At 73.6% G+C, this 26592-nt stretch carries 21 protein-coding genes; 13 read left to right on the plus strand and 8 right to left on the minus strand.

The window, feature by feature from the left end; genetic code table 11:
• The first annotated feature begins 2 nt into the window (after positions 1 to 2).
• Complete coding sequence (locus ACZ56L_RS00890; RefSeq protein WP_471060109.1) at positions 3 to 2432, plus strand: bifunctional salicylyl-CoA 5-hydroxylase/oxidoreductase; 2430 nt, start codon at positions 3 to 5, stop codon at positions 2430 to 2432.
• Here the strand turns inward: ACZ56L_RS00890 and ACZ56L_RS00895 are convergent.
• The 3 genes from ACZ56L_RS00895 to ACZ56L_RS00905 all read right to left on the minus strand — a co-directional run bounded on the left by ACZ56L_RS00895 (position 2374) and on the right by ACZ56L_RS00905 (position 5940).
• Positions 2374 to 3291 carry a GNAT family N-acetyltransferase gene (locus tag ACZ56L_RS00895; protein ID WP_345217549.1) on the minus strand — a complete coding sequence of 306 codons (918 nt, stop codon included), beginning with the start codon at positions 3289 to 3291 and terminating at the stop codon, positions 2374 to 2376. The genes ACZ56L_RS00890 and ACZ56L_RS00895 overlap by 59 nt on opposite strands.
• Before the next feature lie 62 nt (positions 3292 to 3353).
• The gene (locus tag ACZ56L_RS00900; RefSeq protein WP_468683404.1) at positions 3354 to 4223 is read right to left on the minus strand and encodes a PaaX family transcriptional regulator; all 870 of its coding nucleotides are present in this window, start codon (positions 4221 to 4223) and stop codon (positions 3354 to 3356) included.
• 4 nt (positions 4224 to 4227) lie between these two features.
• Positions 4228 to 5940, minus strand: coding sequence for an AMP-binding protein (locus ACZ56L_RS00905; protein ID WP_471061618.1), 1713 nt, complete (start codon positions 5938 to 5940; stop codon positions 4228 to 4230).
• 373 nt (positions 5941 to 6313) lie between these two features.
• Between ACZ56L_RS00905 and ACZ56L_RS00910 the strand changes: the two genes are divergently transcribed.
• The 9 genes from ACZ56L_RS00910 to ACZ56L_RS00950 all read left to right on the plus strand — a co-directional run bounded on the left by ACZ56L_RS00910 (position 6314) and on the right by ACZ56L_RS00950 (position 14581).
• A complete protein-coding gene (locus ACZ56L_RS00910) occupies positions 6314 to 7441 on the plus strand; it encodes an acyl-CoA dehydrogenase family protein (RefSeq protein ID WP_471060113.1) in 1128 nt (375 codons plus the stop codon).
• Positions 7438 to 7902, plus strand: coding sequence for a RidA family protein (locus tag ACZ56L_RS00915; RefSeq protein WP_471060116.1), 465 nt, complete (start codon positions 7438 to 7440; stop codon positions 7900 to 7902). Before ACZ56L_RS00910 ends, ACZ56L_RS00915 begins: the two co-directional genes overlap by 4 nt.
• A 68-nt stretch (positions 7903 to 7970) precedes the next feature.
• Entirely contained in the window at positions 7971 to 9143 is a 1173-nt protein-coding gene (locus tag ACZ56L_RS00920; RefSeq protein WP_471060119.1) for an NAD(P)/FAD-dependent oxidoreductase, read from the plus strand.
• Positions 9144 to 9309: 166 nt separating this feature from the next.
• The gene (locus ACZ56L_RS00925) at positions 9310 to 9654 is read left to right on the plus strand and encodes a (2Fe-2S)-binding protein (protein WP_345217559.1); all 345 of its coding nucleotides are present in this window, start codon (positions 9310 to 9312) and stop codon (positions 9652 to 9654) included.
• Entirely contained in the window at positions 9635 to 11137 is a 1503-nt protein-coding gene (locus ACZ56L_RS00930; protein WP_471060122.1) for an FAD/NAD(P)-dependent oxidoreductase, read from the plus strand. Before ACZ56L_RS00925 ends, ACZ56L_RS00930 begins: the two co-directional genes overlap by 20 nt.
• A 105-nt stretch (positions 11138 to 11242) precedes the next feature.
• Positions 11243 to 12154 carry a dihydrodipicolinate synthase family protein gene (locus tag ACZ56L_RS00935; RefSeq protein WP_345217563.1) on the plus strand — a complete coding sequence of 304 codons (912 nt, stop codon included), beginning with the start codon at positions 11243 to 11245 and terminating at the stop codon, positions 12152 to 12154.
• A gap of 36 nt (positions 12155 to 12190) precedes the next feature.
• On the plus strand, positions 12191 to 13198 hold the full coding sequence (locus tag ACZ56L_RS00940) for a proline racemase family protein (protein WP_471060127.1): 1008 nt from the start codon (positions 12191 to 12193) through the stop codon (positions 13196 to 13198).
• 120 nt (positions 13199 to 13318) lie between these two features.
• Positions 13319 to 14038, plus strand: a complete 720-nt coding sequence (locus tag ACZ56L_RS00945) for a GntR family transcriptional regulator (RefSeq protein WP_345217567.1) — start codon at positions 13319 to 13321, stop codon at positions 14036 to 14038.
• A 108-nt stretch (positions 14039 to 14146) separates the two neighbouring features.
• On the plus strand, positions 14147 to 14581 hold the full coding sequence (locus tag ACZ56L_RS00950) for a VOC family protein (protein WP_345217569.1): 435 nt from the start codon (positions 14147 to 14149) through the stop codon (positions 14579 to 14581).
• Between the two features lie 90 nt (positions 14582 to 14671).
• On the opposite strand, the gene ACZ56L_RS00955 is transcribed toward ACZ56L_RS00950, so the two are convergent.
• Positions 14672 to 16054, minus strand: a complete 1383-nt coding sequence (locus tag ACZ56L_RS00955; protein WP_471061621.1) for an aminopeptidase P family protein — start codon at positions 16052 to 16054, stop codon at positions 14672 to 14674.
• 181 nt (positions 16055 to 16235) lie between these two features.
• Here ACZ56L_RS00955 and ACZ56L_RS00960 point away from each other — a divergent pair, with 181 nt between their 5' ends.
• Entirely contained in the window at positions 16236 to 18578 is a 2343-nt protein-coding gene (locus tag ACZ56L_RS00960; RefSeq protein WP_471060131.1) for a collagenase, read from the plus strand.
• A gap of 81 nt (positions 18579 to 18659) precedes the next feature.
• Here ACZ56L_RS00960 and ACZ56L_RS00965 read toward each other — a convergent pair whose 3' ends face one another.
• Entirely contained in the window at positions 18660 to 20723 is a 2064-nt protein-coding gene (locus tag ACZ56L_RS00965) for a S9 family peptidase (RefSeq protein WP_471060134.1), read from the minus strand.
• A 241-nt stretch (positions 20724 to 20964) separates the two neighbouring features.
• The gene (locus ACZ56L_RS00970; RefSeq protein ID WP_471060137.1) at positions 20965 to 22203 is read right to left on the minus strand and encodes an LmeA family phospholipid-binding protein; all 1239 of its coding nucleotides are present in this window, start codon (positions 22201 to 22203) and stop codon (positions 20965 to 20967) included.
• Positions 22204 to 22597: 394 nt separating this feature from the next.
• On the opposite strand from ACZ56L_RS00970, the gene ACZ56L_RS00975 reads away from it, so the two are divergent.
• Positions 22598 to 23158 carry a hypothetical protein gene (locus ACZ56L_RS00975; RefSeq protein ID WP_401758315.1) on the plus strand — a complete coding sequence of 187 codons (561 nt, stop codon included), beginning with the start codon at positions 22598 to 22600 and terminating at the stop codon, positions 23156 to 23158.
• Positions 23159 to 23264: 106 nt separating this feature from the next.
• Here the strand turns inward: ACZ56L_RS00975 and ACZ56L_RS00980 are convergent, their stop codons facing one another.
• Both ACZ56L_RS00980 and ACZ56L_RS00985 read right to left on the minus strand, forming a co-directional pair.
• Positions 23265 to 24872, minus strand: coding sequence for a phytoene desaturase family protein (locus ACZ56L_RS00980; RefSeq protein ID WP_471060140.1), 1608 nt, complete (start codon positions 24870 to 24872; stop codon positions 23265 to 23267).
• Positions 24865 to 25185, minus strand: coding sequence for a hypothetical protein (locus ACZ56L_RS00985; RefSeq protein ID WP_471060143.1), 321 nt, complete (start codon positions 25183 to 25185; stop codon positions 24865 to 24867). The genes ACZ56L_RS00980 and ACZ56L_RS00985 overlap by 8 nt, the downstream gene beginning before the upstream one ends.
• A gap of 294 nt (positions 25186 to 25479) precedes the next feature.
• Between ACZ56L_RS00985 and ACZ56L_RS00990 the strand changes: the two genes are divergently transcribed.
• Positions 25480 to 26472, plus strand: a complete 993-nt coding sequence (locus ACZ56L_RS00990) for an SDR family NAD(P)-dependent oxidoreductase (RefSeq protein WP_471060146.1) — start codon at positions 25480 to 25482, stop codon at positions 26470 to 26472.
• The last annotated feature ends 120 nt before the right edge of the window (positions 26473 to 26592 follow it).

Genomic DNA, 26592 nt, shown 5'->3' on the forward strand with positions numbered 1-26592 from the left:
CGGTGACCACTTCCTCCGGGGGCCCCCTCCCCCCCTCCCCCCGCCCCCCCACCCCCTCCGCCCTCCCACCCACCCCAGCCCCCGCCCCCACCCCCCACCCCCCGCTCCGTGTCGCCGTCATCGGCGGCGGGCCCGGCGGGCTCTACGCCGCCGCGCTGCTCAAGCGGCTCGATCCGGCCCGTGCGGTCACCGTCTGGGAGCGGGGCGCTCCCGACGACACCTTCGGGTTCGGCGTCGTCCTGTCCGACGAGACGCTCGGCGGCATCGAGCACGCCGACCCCGAGGTGTACCGGGCGCTCACCGCCGAGTTCGTCCGGTGGGACGACATCGACGTCGTGCACCGCGGCCGCCGCCTCACCTCCGGCGGGCACGGCTTCGCCGCTCTCGGCCGGCGCAGGCTGCTGGAGGTCCTGCACGCCCGCTGCCGTTCGCTCGGCGTCGAGCTCCGCATCCGTACCGAGGCCCCGCCCGCCGCCGAACTGGCCACCGCGTACGACCTGGTGATCGCCGCCGACGGGGTGCACAGCCTCACCCGGCAGGCCCACGCCGACGTGTTCGGACCCCGCATCACCTCCCACCGCTGCCGGTACATCTGGCTCGCCGCCGACTTCGCCTTCGACGCGTTCCGTTTCGAGATCGCGGAGACCGAGCACGGGGTGATGCAACTGCACGGCTACCCCTATGCGAAGGACGCCTCGACCGTCATCGTCGAGATGCGCGAGGAGGTCTGGCGGGCCGCCGGGCTCGACACCTGTGACGAGGCCGCGTCCGTCGAACGCTGCGCCAAGCTTTTCGCCGACGCCCTCGGCGGCCGTCCCCTCAGGGGCAACAACTCCTCCTGGATCGCTTTCCGCACGGTCGTCAACGACCGGTGGTCGTACGGCAACACCGTTCTGCTCGGCGACGCCGCCCACACCGCCCACTTCTCCATCGGCTCCGGCACCAAGCTCGCCGTCGAGGACGCCCTCGCCCTCGCCGCCTGCATCGAGGAACAGCCCGACCTGCCGACCGCGCTCGCCGCCTACGAGGCCGAGCGCCGGCCCGTCGTCACCTCGACGCAGCGGGCGGCGGCCGCCAGCCTGCGCTGGTTCGAGGACCTGTCCGGATACGTCCACCAGCCGCCCCGGCAGTTCGCGTTCAACCTCCTCACCCGCAGCCGTCGGGTCACCCACGACAACCTGCGTCTGCGCGACAGCGCCTTCACCGAGGCCGTCGCGGCGGACTTCGGCTGTCCCTCGCCCGGTACCCCACCGATGTTCACCCCCTTCCGGCTCCGCGAACTGACCCTGCGCAACCGTGTCGTCGTCTCACCCATGGACATGTACTCCGCCGAGAACGGCGTCCCCGGCGACTTCCACCTCGTCCACCTCGGCTCCCGCGCCCTCGGCGGCGCCGGACTCGTCATGACCGAGATGGTCTGCGTCAGCCCCGAGGGCCGCATCACCCCCGGCTGCACCGGGCTCTACACCCCCGAACAGGCCACCGCCTGGCGGCGGATCACCGACTTCGTGCACCGGCAGAGCCCCGGCACCGCCATCGGCGTCCAGCTCGGCCACTCCGGGCGCAAGGGCTCCACCAAGCTGATGTGGGACGGCATCGACCAGCCGCTCGACGCCACCGACACCGAGACCAACTGGCCCCTGGTCGCGCCCTCCCCGCTGCCCTACCGGCCCGGCGTCAACCAGGTCCCGGCCCAGCTCGACCGCTCCGGCCTCATCGACATCCGCGAACAGTTCGCCGCCTCCGCCCGGCGCGCCGTCCGTTGCGGCTTCGACCTCCTCGAACTCCACTGCGCCCACGGCTACCTGCTCTCCGGTTTCCTCTCCCCTCTCACCAACCGGCGCACCGATGCCTACGGCGGAAGCCTCGCCCGCCGCCTCCGCTTCCCCCTCGAAGTCTTCGACGCCGTCCGGGGCGTCTGGCCCGACGGCAAACCCATGACCGTCCGCATCTCCGCCACCGACTGGGCCGAGGGCGGCACCACCGAGGAGGAGGCCGTCGAGATCGCCCGCGCCTTCGCCGAGCACGGCGCCGACGCCATCGACGTCTCCACCGGCCAGGTCGTCCCCGACGAGGCCCCCGAGTTCGGCCGCTCCTACCAGACGCCCTACGCCGACCGCATCCGCAACGCCCTCGGTGTACCGGTGATCGCCGTCGGCGCGATCTCCTCCTGGGACGACGTCAACTCCCTCCTCCTCGCGGGCCGCGCCGACCTCTGCGCCCTCGCCCGGCCCCACCTCTACGACCCCCACTGGACCCTGCACGCCGCCGCCGAACAGGACTACTCCGGCCCCGGCGCCCCCTGGCCCCCGCCCTACCGGGCCGGCAGCCGCAAGCCGCCGACCGGCCGCACCGACGGCCCCAAACCCCGCCTCAGCCTGCACGCACCCCCGGGGCCGCCCAGTCCGCGGCGGGCCCGTCCGGCACCGTGAGGACCACCCGCGTCGACACCTCCTCGAAGCCGAGCCGCTGATACATCCGGTTGCTGACGGGGTTCGCCGTGTCCGCGAACAGCAGCACCTCCTCGGCCCCGGCCGCCACGGCGGCCGCGCTCAGGTCCGCCGTGACTGCCGCCGCGTAGCCGTTCCCGCGCAGCGCGGGCGGGGTGTAGACCAGGGACAGCCGCACCGTGCCCTCGGCGGGGAGCGTGACGCCGGCCATCGACACCGGTGTGCCCCCGGGGTCCTCCCACACGCGCAGGCCCCCGTGCCGCACCCGCTCGTCGACGACGGCCTCCGCGCGGTTCCCGGGCTGCCCCGTGTCCGCGGCGAACGCCCGCACCCACTCCACCAGGACCTCGCGGTCCTCCCGGGTCGCGCGCCGGGCCCGCCCCGCGGGCAGCCGGGGCGGCGGCACCAACTCGGCCAGCCGGTACAGCCGGTGCTCGACCCCGCGCCGCAGGCCACCGGACCCCGCACCGGCCGACTCCGTCCAGGCCGCGGCCGCTTCCGCCGCAGCCTCGCTCTCCACGTGCAGGCCGGTGACATCGCGGCCGCCCGGGGCCGCGCCGTCGCCCAGCGCCCGTACCAGCGGGCGGACCGCGTCCCGGGGCACGGCACTCAGCAGCACCGGCTCCGGCGGGGTCCATATCAGCGCCCCGTCCACGACTCCGTCGGCCGGACGCCGCCACCAGCCGAAGAGCGGCGGCTCCTCGCCGTAGGCGTCCATTCCCCGCCGGACCAGCGTCGCCGACACCGTCAGCAGCAGCGTGTCACGCACCGGCCGGGACGCCAGCGACTCATGCGCCGCGTCGAGGAACTCCTTGAGGTCTTCCGTGAAAGTCCAGGTCATGCCTCATCATGCGCAGGCCGTCGAGAAGCGTGCGCGTGGATGTCCACAGGCGTCGACGTTTGTCATACAAAGGGGGCTTTCGGTTCCGTGGGGTCCCGCACTCCCCGCACGAACCGCGCCCCGGTGTCCCGCAACCGGGCATGCAGCTCCGCGAACACCTGCGCCGACCGTCCCCCGGGCCAGTCCTGCGGCAGCAGTTCGGCCGGCAGACCGGGGTCCGTGTAGGGCAGCCGCCGCCAGGAGTCGAGCGCCAACAGGTAGTCCCGGTAGGCCCGCTCCGGTTCGGGCACGTCCGAGGCCGCCCCCGCCTCCCACCTGCGCAGCACCGGCTCGTGCCGCTCCAGGAACGCATGGTGCAGGCCGGCGATCTCCGGCAGGTCCCACCACCGCGCCACCGAGTCCCGCGTCGCCGCGAACCCCAGGTGATCGCCCCGGAACAGCTCCACGTACTCGGCGAGCTGCAGCCGCCGCAGCGTGTGCCGCGTCTCCTCGTACAGGCCGCCGGGCGCGATCCACACCCCCGGCGCCGCCGTCCCGAAACCCAGCCGTGCCAGCCGCGAACGCAGTACGTGCCGCTTGGCGCGCTCGGCCTCCGGCACGGAGAACACCGCCAGCACCCACCCGTCCGCCAGGCGGGGCCGCGTACCGGCGTAAATGCGGCGGTCCCCGTCGTCCAGCAGTTGGCGGGCGTCGCCGGACAGCGCGTATCCAGCCGCGCCCTCGGGCGTGCGCGCCGCCTCCAGCAGCCCGCGCCTCTTCAGGCGCGAGACCGCCGACCGCACGGACGGCGCGTCCACCCCCACCGCCGCGAGCAGCCGGATCAGCGCCGCGACGGGCAGCGGCCCGTCACCGGAGCCGGGCCCGGCGCCGTCACGCCCGTAGGCGCCGTACAGCGTGATGATCAGTGAGCGAGGAGCGTGCGGGTCAGCCACGCGATCACTGTACGGTCCCGGGGTCGCCCGGAAGCCCGGCGCCCGGGTCCTCCGGAGGTCCGGCCCACGGCACGGCGGCGACGGGTGCGGCCCCGACCGCGTCCCGCAGCCGGAAGCGCTGGAGCTTGCCCGTGGGGGTGCGCGGCAGCACGTCCAGGAAGACGAACTCGCGCGGGCACTTGTACGGCACCAGCTCCCCCTGCACGAAGTCCCGCAGCCGCGCCGCCGTCTCCTCGCCGCGCGCCGTTCCCGCCCGCAGCACCGCGTACGCGACGACCACCTGCCCGCGCAGTTCGTCGGCCCGGCCGACCACCGCCGCCTCCAGGACGTCGGGGTGGCGCAGCAGCGCGTCCTCGACCTCGGGGCCCGCGATGTTGCACCCGGCGGAGACGATCATGTCGTCCGCGCGTGCCACATAGCGGAAGTAGCCCTCCGCGTCGCGCACGTAGGTGTCGCCGGTGAGGTTCCAGCCGTGCCGTACGTACACCCGCTGGCGCTCGTCCGCGAGATAGCGGCAGCCCACCGGGCCGCGCACCGCGAGCAGCCCGGGTTCGCCGTCCGGCACCTCGTGCCCGTCCGCGTCCAGCACGCGTGCCTGCCAGCCCGGCACCGGCTTCCCGGTGGTGCCGGGACGGATGTCGTCGTCCGCCGCGGAGATGAAGATGTGCAGGAGTTCGGTCGCGCCGATGCCGTTGATGATGCGCACGCCCGTCCGCTCGTACCAGCCCTGCCAGGTCGCCGACGGAAGGTTCTCGCCCGCCGACACGCACCGGCGCAGCGCGCTCAGATCGTGCTTGGCCTTCGGGTCCGCCAGCGCGTCCAGCATGATCCGGTACGCGGTCGGCGCGGTGAACAGCACCGACACCCGGTGCTCGGCCAGCGCCGGCAGCAGCTCGCGCGGCCCGGCCTGTTCCAGCAGCAGAGTGGAGGCGCCCACCCGCAGGGGGAAGACCACCAGACCGCCGAGCCCGAAGGTGAAGCCGAGCGGCGGGCTCCCCGCGAACACGTCGTCCGGCTCCGGGCGCAGTACGTACCGCGCGAAGGTGTCCGCGATCGCCAGCACGTCGCGGTGGAAGTGCATGCACCCCTTGGGGCGGCCCGTCGTTCCCGAGGTGAACGCGATCAGCGCCACGTCGTCCGCCGACGTGGCGACCGCCTCGTACCGTGCCGGTTTGATCGCCGCCTGCCGCACCAGATCGTCCGGCGCGTCCCCGGCGAACGCCGTGATCCGCAGCCCCGGCACCTGTGCCTTCGTCAGGTCGTCCATCGCCCGTACGTCGCACAGGGCATGGCTGACCTGCACCATCTCGCAGATCGTGGCCAGCTCGGGGGCCCGCTGCTGTGCCAGTACGGTGACCGCCACCGCACCCGCCTTCATCACGGCGAGCCAGCAGGCCACCAGCCAGGGCGTGCTCGGGCCGCGCAGCAGGACACGGTTGCCCGGCACGATCCCCAGGTCGTCGGTGAGCACGTGCGCGATCTGGTCGGTGTGCTCGCGCAGTTCGCCGTACGACCAGACCTCGCCGTCGAGGGTGCGCAGGGCGGGCCGGTCCGACCGGAACTCCTCCAGCGGGCGGTCGACCAGCTCGGCGCCGCAGTTGAGCCGTGCGGGGTACTGGAGTTCCGGCAGCTCGAAGAGGAGCTCCGGCCACTGCTCGACGGGCGGCAGATGGTCGCGCGGAAAGGTGTCGGTGTGGGCCGAGGGGTGCAGCTCCATGGCCATGACGGGTTGGCCCCCTTGCAGCGAGCAGTCCGGGTTGCGGCTGACGGTCTGACGGGTGGGTGGTCCTGCCGTGCGGTGGTACGGATGCGGTGGGGCGGTGTTTCGCCGGGTGGAACGAGGCGGGGTGCGAGGCGCTCGGTGCGGAATGCCGGTGGCGCGGTGCGAGAGGCGGAGTGGCGGAATGCCGGTGGCACGGTGCGGAGTGCGGGAGACGGAATGCCGGTGGCGCGGTGCGGGGTGAGCGTGCCGGTGGCGCACGGGTGCGGGCGGTCGCCTGTGGTACGGGCCCTCCCGAGCGTATCGTGACCGTGACGACAGTCAACGGTCCGCGATAAACGCGGTGTGCGCGAGCTGAGAGGGGCCGCAGATGCCCGGATTCGCCCTGGAACCGCAGCAGTACGAGTGGTGCGAGGAACTGCGCGCGCTCGCCACGGACCGCCTGCGCCCGCTCGCCGAGAAGGGCGAGCCGGGCCGCCTGAACCGCCCGCTGATCGCCGCCCTCGGCGAACTCGGCCTGCTGGAGCGACTGTTCTCCGCCGGCGCGCTCGACCTCTGCCTCATGCGGGAGTCCCTCGCCCACGGCTGCACGGAGGCGGAGACGGCCCTCGCGCTCCAGGGGCTCGGCGCCTCCCCGGTCGCCCGCGCGGGCACCGACGCACAGCGCGAACGCTGGCTGCCGGGGGTGCGGGAGGGCCGCATCGTCGCCGGATTCGCGCTGAGCGAGCCGGGCGCCGGCTCGGACGCGGCGGCCCTGGACCTGCGGGCCGAGCCGGCGGCCGGTGCCGAGGGGAAGGGCGGCGGCTGGCTCCTGACCGGCGAGAAGTGCTGGATCTCCAACGCCCCCCACGCCGACTTCTACACCGTCTTCGCCCGTACGACACCGGGTGCGGGCGCGCGCGGCATCACCGCGTTCCTGGTGCCCGCCGACCGCCCCGGACTCACCGGCACCGCGCTCGACATGCTCTCCCCGCACCCCATCGGCGCGCTCGCCCTCGATCGCGTGCACGTGACGCCCGAGGACGTCATCGGCGTGCCGGACAAGGGATTCCGGGTCGCCATGGACACCCTGAACCTCTTCCGCCCCAGCGTGGGCGCGTTCGCGGTCGGCATGGCGCAGGCCGCGCTCGACGCCACGCTCGCGCACACCGCCACCCGCACCGCCTTCGGCGGGCCCCTGAAGCACCTCCAGTCCGTCGCCCACCAGGTCGCCGAGATGGCCACCCGCACCGAGGCCGCCCGGCTGCTCGTCTACGCGGCCGCCGCCGCGTACGACAGGAACGAACCGGGCGTGCCCAGGAGTTCCGCCATGGCGAAACTCTTCGCCACCGAGACCGCCCAGTACGTCGTGGACGCCGCCGTCCAACTGCACGGCGCGCGCGCCCTCCAGCGCGGCCACCTGCTGGAACACCTCTACCGGGAGGTGCGCGCACCCCGCATCTACGAGGGCGCCACCGAGGTTCAGCGCACCATCATCGCGAAGGAGCTGTACGCATGACGCACCCCTCCGGCCCCTCCGCCGGGCATCTCAGGCGACACAACCCCGCCGAACTCTCCCCGCCCCACGGCTTCTCGCACGCCGTCAGCGTCGCCGCCACCGGTTCCCGGCTGGTGTTCCTCGCCGGGCAGACCGCCCTCGACGGGGCGGGCACGGTGGTCGGCGAGACACTGGTCGACCAGTTCGAGACGGCCCTCACCAATCTGCTGACCGCCCTCGCCGACGCCGGGGGCGCCCCCGCCGACCTGGTCCGGGTGACCGTCTACGCCACCGATGTCGCCGACTACCGGGAGCACGCCCCCGAACTCGGGCGCGTCTGGCGGCGGTTGGCCGGACGCGACTATCCCGCCATGGCCGTGATCGGCGCGGTGCGGCTGTGGGACGCACAAGCGCTCGTGGAGCTGGACGGCATCGCCGTGCTGCCCGGCGCCGAGGGGGCCGAGGGAACCCGCGCGGTCTGAGGGGGAGTCGGGCGCCAGGGGGCACAAGGGCCCTTGGCACCCTCGGTGTTGTGTGACATATTACTGACGTGTTCACGAGACGCCCCTTTGATGTTGTCGTCGTCGGAGCCGGAGTGGTCGGCGCGGCCTGCGCCTTCTACGCCGCCCGCTCCGGCCTGAGCGTCGTCGTCGTCGACAGCGGCCCCGTCGCGGGCGGCACGACCGGCGCGGGCGAGGGCAACCTGCTCGTCTCCGACAAGGAGCCGGGACCCGAACTCGACCTCGCGCTGCTGTCCACAAGACTGTGGCGCGAGCTGGCCGAGGAATTCCCCGGGCGGATCGAGTACGAGCCCAAGGGCGGCCTCGTCGTCGCCGTCACACAACCGGGGCTCGCCGCCCTGCGCACCTTCGCCACCGCCCAGCGCGAAAGCGGTGTGACCTGCGAGGACGTCGGCTCCCTGCACGACCTCGAACCCCATCTCGCCCCCGGCCTCGCCGGTGGCGCGCACTACCCGCAGGACGCCCAGGTCCAGCCCGCGCTCGCCGCCGCCCACCTGCTCAGGGCCTCCGGGGCACAGCTCAGGCTGGGCGAGGAGGTCACGGCCGTCCTGCGCGGCCCCGACGGTGCGGTACGCGGTGTGCGCACCCCGCGCGGGGAGATCCTCGCCCCGGCCGTCGTCAACGCCGCCGGGACCTGGGGCGGCCGGATCGCCGCCCTCGCCGGGGCCGAGCTGCCGGTGCTGCCCCGGCGGGGCTTCGTCCTGGTCACCGAGCCGCTGCCACGTGTCGTACGGCGCAAGGTGTACGCGGCCGACTACGTCGCCGACGTGGCCAGCGGGTCCGCCGCGCTCCAGACCTCGGCCGTGGTGGAGGGCACCGCCGCCGGTCCCGTGCTCATCGGGGCGAGCCGGGAGCGGGTCGGGTTCGACCGCTCGCTGTCGGTGGAAGTGCTGCGCAGGCTGGCGCGGCAGGCGGGGGAGCTGTTCCCGGTGCTGAAGGGGGTGCGGGTGATGCGGACGTATCACGGGTTCCGGCCGTACCTGCCGGACCACCTCCCGGCGATCGGCGCGGACGCGCGCGTACCCGGCCTCTTCCAGGCGTGCGGGCACGAGGGCGCGGGGGTCGGGCTGGCGCCCGCGACCGGGCTGTTCGTGGCGCGGGCGCTCGCGGGCGAGACACCGGAACTGGCGCGGGCCTTCCGGCCGGAGAGGTTCGGGGTGGGAGCGGGGGCCGGTGCGGGCGCGAACGCGGGGGCGGAGTGACGGCGGGTGTGGGGTGACGGTCGCGGGTGGGGCGACGGCGGGGGTGGGCGGCCGGCGGTCAGGGTCCGCGCCGCTCCGGATGCCCCGCTGCACCCACCGCGTCCCGCCCTCACCGCCCCGCCCCCGGCGCTTCGCCCGCCGTCCCCCGCCGACCGAAAGGCTGGACATGACCACCCGCGACCACCGCCCCCGCAGCACGCACCGCACCCCTCTCGGCCTCGCCGACGCGGCCCCCGGGCCCGCCTTCGAGATCACCCTCGACGGCCGCCCCCTTCCCGCCCTCCCCGGGCAGAGCGTCGCCGCAGCCCTCTGGGCCGCCGGGATCCTGTCCTGGCGCACCACCCGCCGCGACGGGCGGCCCCGCGGGGCCTTCTGCGGAATCGGCTCCTGCTACGACTGCCTCGCCACCGTCAACTCCCGCCCCAACCAACGCGCTTGTCTCGTCCCGGCCCGCCCGGGAGACGCCGTCACCACCCAGGAAGGAACCGGACGTGCCGACCTCGCCGTCTGACGACGCCGTCCCAGCCGCCCCGCGCGCCGACGACCCGTCCGCCGGTGCTCCGCACAGCGGCGCCCCGTACGACAGCGCTTCGCGCGACAGCTCCCCGTACACCGGTACCCCGTACGATCTCGCCGTCGTCGGGGCCGGCCCCGCCGGGCTGGCGGCCGCCGTCGCCGCGGGGCGGCTCGGCCTGCGGGTGGCCCTGCTGGACTCCGCCGCCCGCACCGGCGGCCAGTTCTACCGGCATCCCGCCCCCGGCCTGAACGCCCGCCGCCCCCAGGCCCTGCACCACGCCTGGCAGGCGTACGCCGGCCGGGCACGGCGGCTGGCGGCGCTCATCGCCGCAGGACGCGTCGCCCACCTCGCCGAACACCACGTCTGGGCCGTCACCGGCGCGGTGGGGGAGTGGTCGGTGCACACCGCCCTCGGCCCCGACGGGGCAGGGGAACGCCGTACCGTACGGGCCGCCAAACTCCTGCTCGCCACCGGGGCCCACGAACGCCAGCTCCCCTTCCCCGGCTGGACCCTGCCCGGCGTCGTCGGAGCCGGTGGCGCGCAGGCCGTGCTCAAGGCCGGGCTCGTCCTGCCCGGACGCCGGATCGTCGTCGCCGGGAGCGGGCCGCTGCTGCTCGCCGTGGCCGGTTCGCTCGCCGCCGCCGGGGCGGAGGTGCCGGCGGTCGTCGAGGCGAGCGGTTACGTCGGGTACGCCCGCCGTCCCGGAGCCCTCGCCGCCAACCCCGGCAAGCTCGCCGAAGGGGCGGTGCACGGCATCGGACTCCTCCGGCACCGCATCCCCGTGCGCACACGTGCCGCCGTCACCGAAGTGCACGGCAAGGACCGCGTCGAGGCCGTCACCGTCATGCGCCTCGACCGCGACTGGCGGCCCGTCCCCGGCACCGGGAAGCAGATTGCCTGCGACGCCCTCGCCGTCGGGCACGGCCTCGTCCCGCAGCTCGAACCCGCCACCGGAATCGGCTGCGCCACCCGCCTGACGCCCGACGGCACCCACGCCCTGGTCGTCGACGAGCGGCAGCGCACCACCGTCCCCGGCATCTGGACGGCGGGTGAGACCGGAGGAGTCGGCGGGGCCGAACTGGCGATTTTGGAAGGTGAGTTGGCCGCCCTCGACATCGCCGGCAGGCAGGGACCCGGACGGGAGTCCCGCGCCCGGCGCCGCGACCGGCTGCGCCGCTTCGCCGACGCCATGGCCGTGGCGCACGCCCCCCGCCCCGGCTGGACCGCCTGGCTCGGCGACGACACCGACGTCTGCCGCTGCGAGGAAGTCACCGCGGGCGAGGTGCGGGAGGCCGTCGGGGAACTCGGGGCACGGGACGCCCGTACCGTCAAACTCCTCACCCGCGCCGGAATGGGCTGGTGCCAGGGCCGGATGTGCGGCCCCGCCGTCGACTGCCTGACGGGCGGCGCGGGCGGCGCCGCCCCGCGCCGCCCGCTCGCCTGCCCCGTCACGCTGGAACGACTGGCGGAAGGCTGACCGGGGCAACGCGGCATCGTCGCGGGCCAGTTCGCGCCCGGGCCCTCTTGCCGGATCCATCCGCATCTCAATAAAATGTCACACCTCGCACTAGGGAGACCCCGCATGAGCGACACGAACGAGACCGCTGAGGCCCGCCGCCCCTGGCGCGGCATCATGGTCGCCACCACCCTCCCCTTCCACGACGACCTCACCGTCGACTACGACACCTACGCCGCCCAGGTCGCCCGCCTCCTGGCGGCCGGCTGCGACGGCGTGGTGCCCAACGGCTCCCTCGGCGAGTACCAGACCCTCACCGACGAGGAGCGCGCCCGCGTCGTCAAGACCGCCGTCGAGGTCGCGGGCGGCGACCGCGTCATGCCCGGCGTCGCCGCGTACGGCAGCGCCGAAGCCCTGCGCTGGGCCGAGCAGGCCGCCGGACTGGGCTGCGGCTCCGTCCTCCTCCTGCCGCCCAACGCCTTCCGCGCCGAGGAGAGCGCCGTACGCGCCCACTACGCCGAGGTCGCCCGCGCGGGCGTGCCCGTCGTCGCGTACAACAACCCGTACGACACCAAGGTCGACCTGACCCCGCAGCTCCTGGCCGACCTGCACGCCGACGGCAGCATCGTCGCCGTCAAGGAGTTCAGCGGCGACGTGCGCCGTGCCTACGAGACAGCCGAACTAGCCCCCGAACTGGACCTGTTGGTCGGTGCGGACGACGTGCTGCTGGAACTCGCCCTGGCCGGCGCCGTCGGCTGGATCGCCGGCTACCCCAACGCCCTCCCCGACGCCTCCGTCGCCCTCTACCGGGCCGCCGTCGCCCAGGACCTGGAGACCGCGCTGCCCCTCTACCGCGCCCTGCACCCACTGCTGCGGCTCGACTCCAAGACCGAGTTCGTCCAGTCCATCAAGCTCTCCATGGACCTCGCGGGCGAGCGCGGCGGCCCCACCCGCCCGCCGCGCTTCGCGCTCCCCGAGGAGCAGGCGTCGGTCGTGCGCTCCGTCACCGAGAAGCTCCTCGCCGACGGCCACCGCTGAGCCCGCGTCCCACAACACGCCGACCAGGAGGCCCAGTTGCGCACCCGCCACGTCTTCCACGCCGTCGACTCCCACACCGAGGGCATGCCCACCCGCGTCATCACCGGCGGCGTCGGCACCCTCCCCGGCGCCACCATGGCCGAGCGCCGGCTGTACTTCGCCGAGCACCGCGACGCCGTCCGCACGCTCCTGATGTACGAGCCGCGCGGCCACGCCTCCATGAGCGGCGCCGTCCTCCAGCCGCCGACCCGCCCCGACGCGGACTTCGGCGTCCTGTTCATCGAGGTCTCCGGCTACCTCCCGATGTGCGGCCACGGCACCATCGGCGTGGCCACCGTCCTCGTCGAGACCGGCATGATCGAGGTCCGGGAGCCCGTCACCACGGTCCGCCTCGACACCCCGGCGGGCCTCGTCACCGTCGACGTCCAGGTCGAGGACGGGGCGGCGAAAGGCGTCACCCTCACCAACGTCCCCGCCTTCTGCGTCGCCCTCGACCGCAAGATCGAGGTCCCCCGACTGGGCACCGTCACCTACGACATGGCGTACGGCGGGAACTTCTACGCCTTCGTCCAGCTCGACGCGGTCGGCCTCCCCTTCGACCGGGCCCGCAAGGACGACATCCTCGCCGCGGGCCTCGCCCTGATGGACGCCGTCAACGCCGACGCGGACCACCGCCCCGTCCATCCGGAGGACGACCGCATCGCCGGCCTCAAGCACGTCTACTTCGCCGCCCCCGGCTCCGACGCCACCCGCTCCCGGCACGCGATGGCCATCCACCCGGGCTGGTTCGACCGCTCGCCCTGCGGCACCGGCACCTCCGCCCGCATGGCCCAGCTCCACGCCCGCGGCGAACTCCCGGTCGGCCGCGACTTCGTCAACGAGTCCTTCATCGGTACGGAGTTCACCGGCCGCCTCATCGGAACGGCCACCGTCGGCGGCCTGCCCGCGGTCGTGCCCACCGTCACCGGACGGGCCTGGATCACCGGCACCGCGCAGTACTTCCTCGACCCGACGGACCCGTTCCCCGGCGGGTTCCTCCTGTGACGGGCGCCCTCGGCCACTCGTGCGCCGACTCCCACCACCCGGCGCACCCCGTCGACCGGACCGCCGACCGCGCAACGTGACATTGTACGCTGGCGGTCCGCAGCAACACGGAGGACCGCCATGGGTGAACTCAAGCAGCAGCGCCACCTGATCACCGCACAGGAACGACTCCGCGACCAGGTGGCGAACGCCCTGCGCGCAGCCCTGATAGCGGGCGAACTGCGGCCGGGCTCCGTGTACTCGGCGCCGGGTCTCGCCGCCGACTTCGGCGTCTCCGCAACGCCGGTGCGCGAGGCCATGCTCGACCTGGCGCGCGAGGGGCTGGTGGAGCCCGTGCGCAACAAGGGCTTCCGGATCACCGAGGTGAGCGAGCGCGACCTCGACCAGTACACCGAGATCCGCGCGCTGATCGAGGTGCCGGTGGTCGGCAAGGTCACCAGGACCGCCGCCCGGGAGGAACTGGAGGCGCTGCGTCCGGTCGCCGAGGAGATCGTGGCCTCGGCCCGCAAGCACGACCTGATCGGCTACCTGGAGGCCGACCGGCGCTTCCACCTGACGCTTCTGGGGCTCGCGGGGAACGAGAGGCTGGTGGAGACAGTGGGGGACCTGCGGAAGCGGTCGCGTCTGTACGGCCTGACCCGGCTCGACGAGCGCAATGAACTGCTGCCCTCGGCCGAGGAGCACGTGGAGCTGCTGGACCTGATGCTGACCGGCGACGCCGAGGCCGCGGAGGCGTGCATGGCGAGGCACCTGGGGCACGTGCGGTCGCTGTGGGCGCAGGCCAGGGACGAACCCGTGGAGCCGAGGCAGCCGGCGGCGCGGAAGCTCGGGGTGCGCTAGCGCGGTTCTGGTGGCGGGGGGAGGGGCGGCGTACCAGGATGGGAGGTCCATCCTGGTACGCCGCCCCGTCCGTGGCGGGCGGCGGCCCGCGCAGCGGAGGAGATTCCCGTGGAGTGGACCCTCGAAGTGGTCATGGTTCCGGTGACGGACGTCGACCGGGCGAAGGACTTCTACGCCGACAGGTGCGGATTCAAGGTCGACCTCGACATGAAGTTCAGTGAGACGGCACGGGTCGTGCAGCTCACACCGGCGGGGTCGCGGTGTTCGATCGTCCTGACGGAGGGAATGGCGCCGCCGGCGGAGTGGGCGACGGAGGCGGAGCCCGGTTCGCTCCAGGGGATGCAGTTGTGCGTGGCGGATGTGGAGGCGGGGCGGGAGGAGCTGGCGGGGCGGGGCGTGGACATCAGCCCGGTGATGCACTACGGGGAGAGGGGATGGGAGGAGGGGAAGGGGGAGACGTGGAACTCCTGGGCCTACTTCCGCGACCCGGACGGGAACGGGTGGGTCGTCCAGGAGGCCCCGTCCCCACTCGGGGAGCGCTAGCCGACGGGGTGGGGGGGGCTGCGCCCACCGGGAGAAGAGGGGGTGGGGGAAAAGGGGGCGCCCCCGTTCCCCCCCCCGAACAAGGAAGCGTCAGGGCAGGAGCGAGGACATCCATTCCTCCACCGCGTCCGGCTCCCGCGGCAGAGCCGACGACATCACCCGCGCCCCCTCCGCCGTGATGACCACATCGTCCTCGATCCGCACGCCGACCCCCCTCAGCTCCACCGGCAACGTCTCGTCGTCCGGCTGGAGGTAGAGCCCGGGCTCCACCGTGAGGACCTGTCCCTCCTCCAGGACCCCGTCCAGGTACCGCGTGGCCCTCGCATGCGCGCAGTCGTGCACGTCGAGTCCCAGCATGTGCCCCGAACTACACAGCGAGTACCTCCGGTGCAGCCCGCTGTCGGCCCGCAGCGACTCCTCCGGCGGGACCCGCAGCACGCCCCACTCGTGCAGCCCCTCCGCCAGCACCCGCGAGCACGCCCGGTGGAAGTCCCGGAAGCCCGCCCCCGGCTTCAGCGCCGCGATCCCCGCGTTCTGCGCGGCCAGCACCAGCTCGTACACCTGCCGCTGCACCGGTGAGAAGCGCCCGGACAGGGGGAACGTGCGCGTGATGTCGGAGGTGTAGAGGCTGTCGACCTCCACCCCCGCGTCCAGCAGCAGCAGTTCGTCCCGGTTCAGGGCGCCGTCGTTGCGTATCCAGTGCAGGACGCAGGCGTGCGCGCCGGACGCGGCGATGGTGTCGTACCCGGTCCCGTTGCCGTCCGCGCGGGCCCGCAGGTTGAAGACGCCCTCGATCCACCGCTCGCCGCGCGGGTGCGCCAGGGCCGTCGGCAGTGACCGTACGACGTCCTCGAAGCCGGCCACCGTGTGGTCGACCGCCCGCTGGATCTCGCCCACCTCCCAGGCGTCCTTGACGAGCCGCAACTCGGCCAGCACGGACGTCAGTTCGGGGTCGACGCCCGCGACCCGCGCTCGCGGGCCGGCCTTCAGGCCGTCCAGGTGCGCGCACCGGACGCCCGTCAGGTGCTCCGCCTCGTCCAGGTCGGGTCGCCGCCCCACCCAGAACTCCCCGTACCTGCGGTCGCGGTAGAACTCGCCCCGCCCGTCCGCACGCGGCGAGCGCGGCCGTACGTACAGCACCGCCTCCCCGTCCGGCTGGATCACCAGGGCGTGGCCGGGCTGGTCCTCGGTCGTCAGCCCGGTCAGCCACACGTACGCGCTGTACGGGCGGAAGCGGTAGTCGCAGTCGTTGGATCGGACCTGCAACTCGCCTGCCGGGAACACCAGTTGTTCCCCGGGGAAGAGCGCGGCCAGCCGTGCCCTTCGCCCCGCGAAGTGCTCGAAGCCCGGTACTCGCGTCTCCGGGGGCAGCGGCGAAGGCGCCCACCGCTCTCCCATGTACGCGTCCAGCGCGGGCGAGACGGGCAAATCGTGGCTGACGGTGCGGAGTTGGGCGGTCCGCTCGGGGAGCAAGGTCACGTTTTTCGCCTCCAGGGGCAGGAGAGTCGACCGAAGCCTTGTCAGTGCAATTTCACATTACTATGTTACGGGTCACACCTCGGGGTGCGGAAGCCGACGGAAGCCCACGGCGACCGTCCGGACCGCCCCCTCAACTCCCCACACAGATCCGGAGATCCAGGTGTCACACCCGCGTATGCCGCGCAGGACCCTGCTGGCCGCGACTCTCTCCGCCGCCCTCGTCCTCCCGGTCGTCCAGTCCGCCCAGGCCGCGCCCCCGCCGCCCGCGCCGAACGCCTCCTCGGACGCCGCCCGCCAGCCGCAGCCCCGTGCGGCCGAGCCGGGTGCCAACCCCTTCGACGAGGTCGAACGCCTCGCCACGGCGCCGAAGCCGAAGAACGCCGTCCCCGCACCCCGCGCCGTCACCAGGGAGGGCCGCACCCCCGGCGCGCAGACCCCGGCCCGGCCGGCCGCCGAGCGGTCCGCCGCGCAGAGATCCCTGAGAGCGGCGGGCGTCCCCTGCACCCTCGACGGCGTCACGGGCCTCGGCCCCGAACAGTTCGCGGACTTCCTCGCGGACCCGGCCGTCACCGCCGACGGCTGCCTGCGCGACCTCATCTGGACCTGGGACGCCCGGCTCGCCCCCGTCATGTCCGACGCCCACGTGCAGGCCGTCGCCCGCCGCATATCGAGCCTCGCCGCCGGTCACGACGGCAAGAACTCCACCCACCTGTACGAGATGTTCACGTACCTGCACGCGGTGGCCTACCACGACTTCTCGCGCGACGAGATCGACACCACCGACATCCCCACGGTGGAGACCGTGCGCCGCGCCATCAACGACTTCGGCACCGCGGCCCGCACCTTCGACGTCACGAAGACCAACGCCAACACCCTGCGCGAAGCGCTCTACGCCGCGGGGCCCGGCCTGCGCCAGTCCCAACTGGGCCTGATCCGCAAGGTGCTGGCGACCATGGACCCGTACCACAACACCCAGTACGCGGACCCCGCCTGGGGCGGCGCCGCGCTCGCCGCGCTCTCCACGAACTACCTCGGCGTCTACCCCGGCAACCGGGACACCGCCTTCCACACCGTGGTCAAGCAGAACGCCGCCTACCGCGAGTCGTTCAAGAAGTTCGCCGGCTACACCCACCTCAAGGGCACGCCCAACGAGTGGGTGGTGCGCGACGCGCTCAGCGAGTACGGCCGCTTCGGCCAGATCGACGGGCTCAAGGACCAGATCACCGCCGACCTCGGCACCCTCCTGACCACCGTCGCGCAGAACTTCGGCGAGGGCAGCCAGCCCTGGGCCAAGATCGCCTCCTGGCTGAACGCGTACGACGCGTGCGCACCGTACGGGGTCTGCAAGGACGACATCGAGAAGAAGATCTTCCCGTACACCTACGTCTACGACAACGGCGCCATCAAGGTCCGCACCGGCCTCGACCGCGCCACCGTCAACCAGCTCTACTACGCGTCCAAGCAGGTCAAGGCGCAGTTCCACCGGGTGGTCGGCAGCACGGAGCCGCTCGCGGGCGACACCAACACCACCCTCAACATCGTCCTGTACGGCTCGCGGGCCGACTACGAGAACTACCACCCGCTGCTCACCGGCATGGACACCGACAACGGCGGCGTCTACATCGAGCGCGGCGCCACCTTCTACACCTACCAGCGGCGCGTCCCGCAGGACTCCTCACTCACCCTCGAGGAGCTCTTCCGGCACGAATACGTCCACTACCTCAACGGCCGCTTCGCCGTGCACGGTTCCTTCGGCGAGGGCCCCTGGTACCAGGGCGACCGCACCACCGCGATGGACGAGGGCACCGGCGAGTTCTTCGACGGCGCCACCCGCGACGACGGCATCGCGGTCCGCAAGTCCCTGGTCAAGAGCATCATCAGCGACACGGCGGGCGGCGGGCCGCGGATGACGGTCCAGCAGCTCCTGCACGCCACCTACGACGGCGACGGCTTCCGCTTCTACTCGTACGCCGGAACCTTCTTCGAGTACCTGTGGCGCGACCACCCCGGCAGGCTCCAGGAGATGTACAGGCACCTGCGCGCCAACGACGTCGCCGCCTTCGACGCCTGGCGCAAGCGGCAGGGCGCCGACGCCGCACTCCAGCGCGGCTACGACGCCTTCCTCGACCAGCAGATCGCCGTCGTCGACCGGCTCTTCGTGCCCAACACCCAGTACACGCCCCCGGCCACGCTGAAGTTCGCCTCCGCCGCCGACGTGAAGGTCGCCTTCAAGGCCGCCACGTACCTGGACCCGGCCTCCTGCAAGGACGACGGCGGCAAGGAACTCGGCCGGTTCACCTGCACCGGCCGCATCACCGCCAACCTCTCCCAGTCCACCGACCCCGGCAAGGTCTTCAAGGACGTCTCCGAGACCGTCGACTACTACCTCCTCGACCGCTCCGAGCCCGCCGCGAACAACTTCGCCGACATGAACTGCTCCTTCGGCAAGGTCGACATCTGGAGCAACGGCCAGGCCGGCAGCGCCGACTACGTCTGCGAGGGCCCGCTGCGCCGCTAGCACCCCCCGCCCCGCCCCTTGCACGGGCGACGGGCTGAGGAAGCCCCGGGACCTCCACGGCCCCGGGGCTTCCTGCCCGCCCTACAGCACCCGCTTCAGGAAACCGAGGTCGTGCGCCATCAACTGCTCCCGCACTCCGCCCGGCGTCATGTGCGAGACACCGGGGAGCGTCAGCAGCTCGTGCTGCCGGCCTGCCTCGGTCAGCGCCTCCGAGAGCCGGAAAGTGTGCGTCGGGTGCACGTTGTCGTCGGCGAGTCCGTGCACCAGCAGCAGGGGGCGGCTCAACCCGGCGGCGTCACCGCGCAACGAGTCCGCGTCGTAGACCTCCGGGTTCTCCTCGGGCAGGCCCAGATAGCGTTCCGTGTACGCCGTGTCGTACTCCCGGAAGTCGGTGGGCGGCGCCCCCGCCACCGCCGCGTGGAACACGTCAGGCCGCCGCAGCACCGCGAGCGCCGCCAGGTAGCCGCCGTACGACCACCCGCGCACCGCGACGCGGGACAGGTCCAGCTCCGGGTGCAGCGAACCCAGTTCGCGCAGGGCCGCGACCTGGTCGTCCAGAGTGACGCGGGAGAAGTCCCGGTACATGGCGTGGGCGAACGCGGGCGATACGTTCGCGGTGCCCCGGTTGTCGACCGTCACCACGGCGAATCCCTGGTCGGCCCACCACTGCCGGTGCTGTTGCGCCCGCGGGTCGCTGGTCACCGCCTGCGCGCCCGGACCGCCGTACACGTCCAGGAGCACGGGCAGCCGCTCCCCGGCGGCGTGTCCGCGCGGCAGCACCACCTGGGCCGGAAGACGGTGCTCGATGACGCGGGCGAAGCGCGGCGCGACCGCGTACGGCAGCGGCTCGGCGAGGCTGCGCAGCTCCCGCTCCCGCCCGCCCGGGACGCGCACGGTGCGCCGCACCTGCGCACCCGGCACGGCGGACACGATCAGCAGCGCCCCGGCCGAGGCCACGGCGGCATGCACCCCCGGCCCCTCGGTCAGCGGACGCGCCGTGCCACTCGCCGGGTCCACCAGCACCACGTGCTGGTCGGCCGGCTCGTCGAAGGCCGCCTCGACCACGAGCGACCCCTCGAACTCTCCTGCGAAGGACCGCACGTTGAGTTCGGGCGCGGTGAAAGGCCGCCCGTCCACCAGCAGCGTCTGCGTAGCGCCGTCCACGGTCTCACCCGATGACAGAATCTGGCCGTCCGCCAACTGGGCTGGTGTGCCGGGGACTTGCTCGACCCACAGGGCGTGCGCCGTCCGGGACAGCACCCGGGTGATCCCCGACGCCGGGTCCGCCGCCAGCCACAGCAGCTCGCGCTGGAGCCGGTCCTGCACCGCGAACCGGATCTCGGTGTCCGACTCCCAGGCGGCGTCCGTGACGTACGGATGCGCCGCCGTGTCCCACTCCAGACGTACGTGGCCGCCCTCGCCCAGCACCCACAGCCGCACGTCCGCGTTCGGGCCGCCGGCCTGCGGATAGGCGAACCCGCCGCCGTAGTCGTGCCGGGGCAGCGCCGACTCGTCCACCCGGGCGGCCAGCAGGGTCCGGCCGTCCGGCGCCCACCAGTGCCCGCGCGAGCGGCCCAGTTCCTCGGCCGCCGCGAACTCCGCGACGCCCCAGCGGGCGCCGTCCTCGGGGGAGACCTGCGCGGTGACGCCCCGGTCGCAGTCCATGACGTACAGCCGGTCCTCGCTGACGTACGCGATCCGCGAGCCGTCGGCATTGGGGCGCGGGTCGAAGACCGGTCCGGGGGCGGGGATTTCCTGCGGCTGCGGCGTGCCGTCCGGCGAGGTGGCGACGCGGAACAGGCGGCCGTACAGGGCGAAGACGGCGAAGCGGCCGTCACCGGAGAGGGCGTACGAGCCGATCCCGGCCGCGACGAGACGGACGCGTTCCCGCAACTGCCGCTCCACGAGCGGGGGTTCGCCTCCCTTGGGGGCGAGTGCGCGGCAGTCGGTGAGCTGCCGTTCCTCGCCGGTGGCGGTGTCCAGGACCCAGAGGTCGTCGTACGGATCGGTGGGTCCGGCGGAACGCAGGAAGAAGAGCCGCCCGCCTCCTTCGGCGAAGGAGGCGGCGCGCGGGGCGCCGTAGGAGAAGCGTCCGGTGCGGGCGGAGAGGGTGAGGAAGGGGTCGCTCAGGGGGTCCAGGGGCATGGGGAGATCGTCTCCGGCGCGGGGTGCGGAGGTCAAGGAGTGATATGTGAAATTGCACTGCGTGCTGCGGTGCTGCGGTGCTGCGGTGCTGCGAGCGCCGGCGGTCGCCGCGGGGTGCCGGTGCCTGCCGCACCCGGAGTGGGCTGTGGGCTGCGAGGGCCCCTGCCGGGGCAGGCTCCGGGTGCGCCAGGAACGCACGCGGGGCCGGACGCCGTGCGCGCCCGGCCCCGTACGGGGTCGGCTACTTGACCGCCACGTCCCCGAACGTCAGCCCCGTCCCGTTCAGGTCCGCCCGGATGCCCTCCGGCTCGACCTTGATGTCCCGCAGCCGCAGCTCGCCCGGCGTCTTCGGCAGCCGGAACGACAGCGACAGCTTCTCCGACAGCTCCGGCGGGCGCATCGCCAGCAGCGAGGAGATCGTCTTCGGGTCGATCCCCACCTTCTTCAGCAGCCACGGGTGGTCGACCACCAGGTCCACCAGGTTCAGCTTCATCAACTGCCGTACGAAGGTGGGCGAACCGGTCAGCCGGTGCAGCTCCTCCTCGCTGCGCAGTGCCTTGCTGACCCACTCCTGCGGCACGCCCAGCCGGTGCACCACGGCGGGCACCGCGAGCAGCGACTTGATCTTCGCGCCCTCCTTGGCGAGCCGTGCCGCGGCCTGCGGGTGCAGCCGCAGCCCCGAGGTGGCGCGGTCCTTGCCCGGGCGGTAGGTGAGCAGGCCCGGAATGTCGACCCGCATGTCGCTGATGGTGGTCGACACCGCCCGGTCGCCGTCGCGCTGGATGTGCGCCTCCGCGCCGAGCAGGACCTTGGTCCCGGCGACCGGGAGCTCGCCGCTGACCTTGATGCGGTTCTCGCCGTCCTTCCTGAACCTGGCCTGGGACGAGCCGAGTTCACGGTTGAGGTCGTCGAAGGACAGCAGGACGTCGCCGTCCACGCTGCCGATGACCGCACCCTGGACGGCGGAGGGCAGCGAGCCCACGATGTCGATGTCGTGCGCGGTGGCGCGCACCTGGGCGATCGACACCCGGTCGGCGGCCACGTCGGGGACCGCGACGTCCACCTTCTCCAGGCGCTTGTCGAAGACCTGGGTGAGGAAGGGGAAGCCGTGGATGTTCACCTCCGGCGCCGACGCCAGGTGCATCGCTTCCTTCAGCTTCTCCTCGGCCCTGTCCTGGGCGTACATCACCGCGAACCGGTCGCCGAGCAGCAGGAACGCGCACACCACCACCAGCGCGACCGCCACCTTGAACACCACGGGTATCGCGCCGAAGCGGCTGCGGCCCCGGTGGTTGGGCGGCTTCCACGGGTCGTCGTCCTCGTCGTCGTCCGACGGCAGACCGAGGCCGAGCAGGCGCTCGTCGGGCTCGTGGGCCGCGTAATCCGGCTCGGGAGGAGCGAGGCGGGCCAGCTCCTCGTAGGGGTTGCGGGGGAGGCCGGTGGTGGTGCGGTCATGGGGACGGTCGGGGTGAGCGGTCATGCGTGTGGGGGGTCGCATCGCAGCATCCCACCATGCGAACCACCCTCGAACGCAAGCTCGATGACCGTCTCCGGGTGGTTTCGGGCGTATTGCCGCCGACGAGTGCGCGCCGACGGACGGTCACGACAGCCGCTTGACCAGCGAAGAAGCCCTGCCGCCGCGGTCGTTGCCGCTGGGGGGCACCTGGGCCACGCGGACGTGTCCCGCCTGCCCGCTCCTCATGGGGCGCCGGTCAGCGGGTACCCGCAGAGTCTCCACCGTGTGAGGAACCCAGGGGGAACCGGGATGCGCAGAGTCACGAAGCGACGGGGCGGCCGTCCGCGGGGATACGTCGCCGTGCCGGGGGCGTCCGCCACGGGCACCGCCGGGCTCCGGAACACGGGCAGGTCCTAGGATGCCGGACACCTCCACCTCCTCCGCGCACCGCGGTCTCGACTGGCTGAAGAAGCACCCCTGGGTGCCGTTGGCCCTCATCTGGGCGGTCACCCTGTTCGTGCTCACCGCGGTCGATCTGCGGCCCGACTGGCTCCGGGTCGGGATCATGGGGGCGCTCTCCGGGAGCTTCGCGGTGGCGGGCACGCAGCGCGCGTCCCGTGCGGACAGCCGGTCCGCCGGAGTGTCGCCCGCCCAACTGGACGTACTGGTGGGCCAGTTGCAACGGGGCCGGGTCCCCGACGCCGCGCAGGACCGCGAGGCGATGCGCGCTCTGACGGTCCGCAGGAGTGCCCGTCTGCACCGCCGCTACCGCGTCCTGCCCGCTTACGCCCTTGTCTGCGTCGGGTTCTGCGTGCTGGCGTACCTGTACTACGGCCCGCTGGTCACGCTGGCCGTGGCGGCTCTCGCCCTCGCCCTCTTCGCGATCGAACTCCGGGAACTCCGGCGGACCCGCGGACGCCTGGACCGTATGCACCTGGCCCTGCGCGATTCCGCCGGAGGCGTGCCGGGCGGGAGCTAGCCGTCCCGGATCTCGTCCTCACCGGTCTCGTCCTCACCGGCCCGGCGCTCCGCCGCCCGGCCCCCTGCCGGCTCGTCGCCGTGCAGGAGGCGGGGGAGGCGCCGCGTCATCGCCGCCGGGCCAACACGCGTTGCGCCGTGACGGCCGCGGTGTTCAGCACGCCCCGGGCGCGCACGGCGGCACGGGCCGCGTTGGCTCCCGGAGCGCCGTGGACGCCGCCGCCGGGGTGGGCGGACGCGGAGGCGAGGTAGAGGCCGCGGACCGGGGTCTCGGGGCGGCCGGTGCCGGGGACGGGACGAAAGACGAGCTGCTGGTGCAGAGCCGCGGTACCGCCGTTGATGGCCCCGCCGTACAGGTTGGCGTCGGCCGCCTGGAGGGTGGGCGGCGCGAGGATGCGGCGGGCGCGGATGCGGCTGCGGAAGCCGGGGGCGTACCGCTCGACCTGTTCCTCCATCCGGTCGGCCATCATCTCCTGCTCGCCCTTGTCCCAGCGGCCGGTCAGGCCCCCGTCGCCCGCGTCGCCGCGGATCTCGTGCGGGACGTGGGTGTACGCCCACGCGGACTCCGTCCCGGCGGGGGAGCGGGTGGGGTCGGCGGTGGTCATCTGCCCGAAGAGGAGGAAGGGCCGGTCGGGGGCCTGCCCGGTGGCCAGTTGCGCGGCGAACCGGGTGAGCGCGTCGACTCCGTCGGCAAGGTGCACGGTCCCCGCCCCGGCGGCCTCGGGCGCGGTCCACGGAACGGTTCCGTTCAGCGCCCAGTCCACCTTGAACGTCGCGAAGTCCCACGCGAAGCGCCGCAGGTCCTCGTGGACCCGGGACGGCAGGTGCTCGGGGGCGAGCAGCTCGCCGTACAACTGCGGCGCGGTGACGTCGGCCAGGACGGCGTCCTTGGCGCGCACGGATTCCCCGTCGGCGGTGCGCACTCCCAGGGCCCGGCCTCCGCGCACCACCACCTCGGTGACCCGCCGCCCGCAGTGCACGCTGCCCCCGCGGTCGCGCAGCCGCGCCACGAGGGCCTCGGTGAGCACTCCCGCGCCCCCGACCGGCACCGGAAAGCCCTGGCTCTGGCCCAGCATCGACATCAGCCAGCCGAACCCGCCGCTGCCCGCCGCCTCCGGAGCCAGGTCCGCGTGCAGCGCGTTCCCCGCCAGCAGCAGCCTGCCGCCCTCCCCGGCGAACTTCTCCTCGCCCAGCCGGCGCACCGGAAGCAGGAGCTCCCGTACGAGCCGCAGACCTCCGGCGCCCCGCACGCGAGCGGCGAGCGCGACAGCGGACCGTACCGGCGGGAAGGGCGTGAACAGGGCGTCCAGCACCGGCCCGCCCAGCCGGTCCCAGCCCGCGCACAGCTCCCGCCACGTCTGCCCGTCACCGGGGGCGAACCCCTCCAGGTTGGCGGCGGTCACCTCCCGGTCGCGGTCGAGCACCGCGCAGCGGCCGTCCGGCAGGGGGTGCGCGAGGACGTGCGGGGCGTTGCTCCACCGCAGCCCGTACTTCTCCAGGCCGAGCCCGGCGATGACCGGGGAGGCCGCCGCCAGCGGGTAGAAGGCGCTGAAGGTGTCGCTGACGTACTCCGGATGCACGGCGCGGTCACTGCGCACCGCCCCGCCCGGCTCGTCCTGCGCCTCCAGCACGGTCACCTGCCACCCGGCGTCGGCCAGCAGATTGGCGGCGACGAGCCCGTTGGGCCCACTGCCGATCACCACGGCGTCAGGCATCGGCGAGTACTCCGTTCGTGTGCTTGCCCCGGGGCCGGACGCCGAGAGCGGCGCGGGCACCGCCCAGCGGCCGCTCCACGCCTCCGGCGAGGACGCGGGGCGGATCGTGACGTCGTACGCCGGCATGGCCCCCGGACTCCTCGGGCCCCGGCTCGACGGTGGAGTGCGGCGTGGCGCCCGCCCCGGGCCGGCCCCTCTCGTCGGCGGAGGCGGAGTGCGTGCCCGCCACCCGCTCGCAGTGCCGGGACTCGTCCGCCGCCACCTTCCACGGCGCGTGGAGCGGGCGGCGGACGAGCTGGTGCCGTACAGCCATGGTTCCTCCTGAAAGACGGGGCCGGTCCCCTGACATCCGGGTGACAGGGGGCGTGTGCCCGTCCGACGACTCCGACGACCAGGCGCACGCCCGACGACGGACGGGTGCCTGCTTCCGATCGTCGCGCAGGTGCCGAGTGACCGCCTGCGGCCTTTTCACACCCCCTTTCCGTTTTCGTCCCGCGCCGGCCGGTGCAGGTGTGCCGCAGAGCCGACGGGGGTACTCACACCCGTCGGCCTGCCGGGAGGGCGGACCGACGAGTCACCGCCCCGTCGATGGAAGGAACTCGGTCCCATGGCTGCCGATCTGGACAAAGTCGTCGTGATCACCGGTGCGTCGAGCGGCGTCGGCCGCGCCTGCGCGCAGGCGTTCGCCGCCCGTGGATGCGCCCTGGTGCTCGCCGCCCGCCGCGCTCACGTGCTGGAGGAACTCGCCGAGGAGTGCCGCAGGGAGTACGGCGTCGGCGTCCTCGTGGCCCCCACCGACATGACGGACGTGGACGCGGTGGAGAAGCTCGCGGACGGAGCCGTGGCCGAGTTCGGCCGGATCGACGTCTGGCTGAACAGTGCGGCGGTGGCCGCCTTCGGCGCCCTGGAGGAGGTGCCCCCGGAGATCTTCCGCCAGGTGGTGGACGTCAACGTGCTGGGATGTGTGAACGGCGCCCGTGCCGCTCTGCGCGTGATGCGCGGACAGCGCAGCGGCACCGTCGTCAACGTCTCCTCGGTCGTCGGCGCCGCCGTGGTCCCGTACAACGCCGCCTACGTCGTGTCCAAGGCGGCGGTGCGTGCGCTGGGCGGCAGCCTGCGCCAGGAACTGCGCCTGGCGGGGCAGGACGGCATCCACGTCTGCACCGTGCTGCCGGCGACCATGGACACCCCGTTCTTCCAGCACGCGGCGAACTACACCGGCCGGGCGGTCACCCCGATGGCACCCGTCTACACCGCGCAGCGCGCAGCCAGGACGGTGGTGCGGCTGACGGTGCGACCGCGCAGGGAGGCGTACGTCGGGCCGGCCGGACGTGTGCTCGGCATCCAGTCGAAGCTCACCCCGGCCCTCGTGGAGCGGGCGCTGGCCCACCAGATGGACCGCGCGCACCTTTCCCGTACCCGCTCGGCCGCCCCCACCGACGGCAACGTGCCCCGCCCCTCGGACGGCCGGGCCACGACGGACGGCGGCTGGCACGGCCGCAGGCGCACCGCCGTGCGCAGGGCCGGAGCGGTGGCGCTCGCGGCGGGCCTGGTGGCTGCGGGCGTGACCGCGCGGGGGCACGGGCAGCGGCACCGCTGAGGCCCGCGCGGTGCGCCGGGCGCGGGGACCGGCGCCACCGGAAGACGCAGGGAACAGATCAGGCGGGCGGCACAGCGGCACCGGGCACGCGGCCGTCCAGCGATTCCGTCCACACATCAG

The sequence above is a fragment of the Streptomyces sp. NPDC039736 genome (assembly GCF_055596485.1).

What these genes read in the sequence shown, in the direction of transcription:
- ACZ56L_RS00895 (WP_345217549.1), bottom strand. Translation starts at nt 3,291, where the DNA reads ATGACCTGGACTTTCACGGAAGACCTCAAGGAGTTCCTCGACGCGGCG.
- ACZ56L_RS00905 (WP_471061618.1), bottom strand. Translation starts at nt 5,940, where the DNA reads ATGGAGCTGCACCCCTCGGCCCACACCGACACCTTTCCGCGCGACCAT.
- ACZ56L_RS00910 (WP_471060113.1), top strand. Translation starts at nt 6,314, where the DNA reads ATGCCCGGATTCGCCCTGGAACCGCAGCAGTACGAGTGGTGCGAGGAA.
- ACZ56L_RS00915 (WP_471060116.1), top strand. Translation starts at nt 7,438, where the DNA reads ATGACGCACCCCTCCGGCCCCTCCGCCGGGCATCTCAGGCGACACAAC.
- ACZ56L_RS00925 (WP_345217559.1), top strand. Translation starts at nt 9,310, where the DNA reads ATGACCACCCGCGACCACCGCCCCCGCAGCACGCACCGCACCCCTCTC.
- ACZ56L_RS00935 (WP_345217563.1), top strand. Translation starts at nt 11,243, where the DNA reads ATGAGCGACACGAACGAGACCGCTGAGGCCCGCCGCCCCTGGCGCGGC.
- ACZ56L_RS00945 (WP_345217567.1), top strand. Translation starts at nt 13,319, where the DNA reads ATGGGTGAACTCAAGCAGCAGCGCCACCTGATCACCGCACAGGAACGA.
- ACZ56L_RS00960 (WP_471060131.1), top strand. Translation starts at nt 16,236, where the DNA reads ATGCCGCGCAGGACCCTGCTGGCCGCGACTCTCTCCGCCGCCCTCGTC.
- ACZ56L_RS00965 (WP_471060134.1), bottom strand. Translation starts at nt 20,723, where the DNA reads ATGCCCCTGGACCCCCTGAGCGACCCCTTCCTCACCCTCTCCGCCCGC.
- ACZ56L_RS00970 (WP_471060137.1), bottom strand. Translation starts at nt 22,203, where the DNA reads ATGACCGCTCACCCCGACCGTCCCCATGACCGCACCACCACCGGCCTC.
- ACZ56L_RS00975 (WP_401758315.1), top strand. Translation starts at nt 22,598, where the DNA reads ATGCCGGACACCTCCACCTCCTCCGCGCACCGCGGTCTCGACTGGCTG.
- ACZ56L_RS00980 (WP_471060140.1), bottom strand. Translation starts at nt 24,872, where the DNA reads ATGCCTGACGCCGTGGTGATCGGCAGTGGGCCCAACGGGCTCGTCGCC.
- ACZ56L_RS00985 (WP_471060143.1), bottom strand. Translation starts at nt 25,185, where the DNA reads ATGGCTGTACGGCACCAGCTCGTCCGCCGCCCGCTCCACGCGCCGTGG.
- ACZ56L_RS00990 (WP_471060146.1), top strand. Translation starts at nt 25,480, where the DNA reads ATGGCTGCCGATCTGGACAAAGTCGTCGTGATCACCGGTGCGTCGAGC.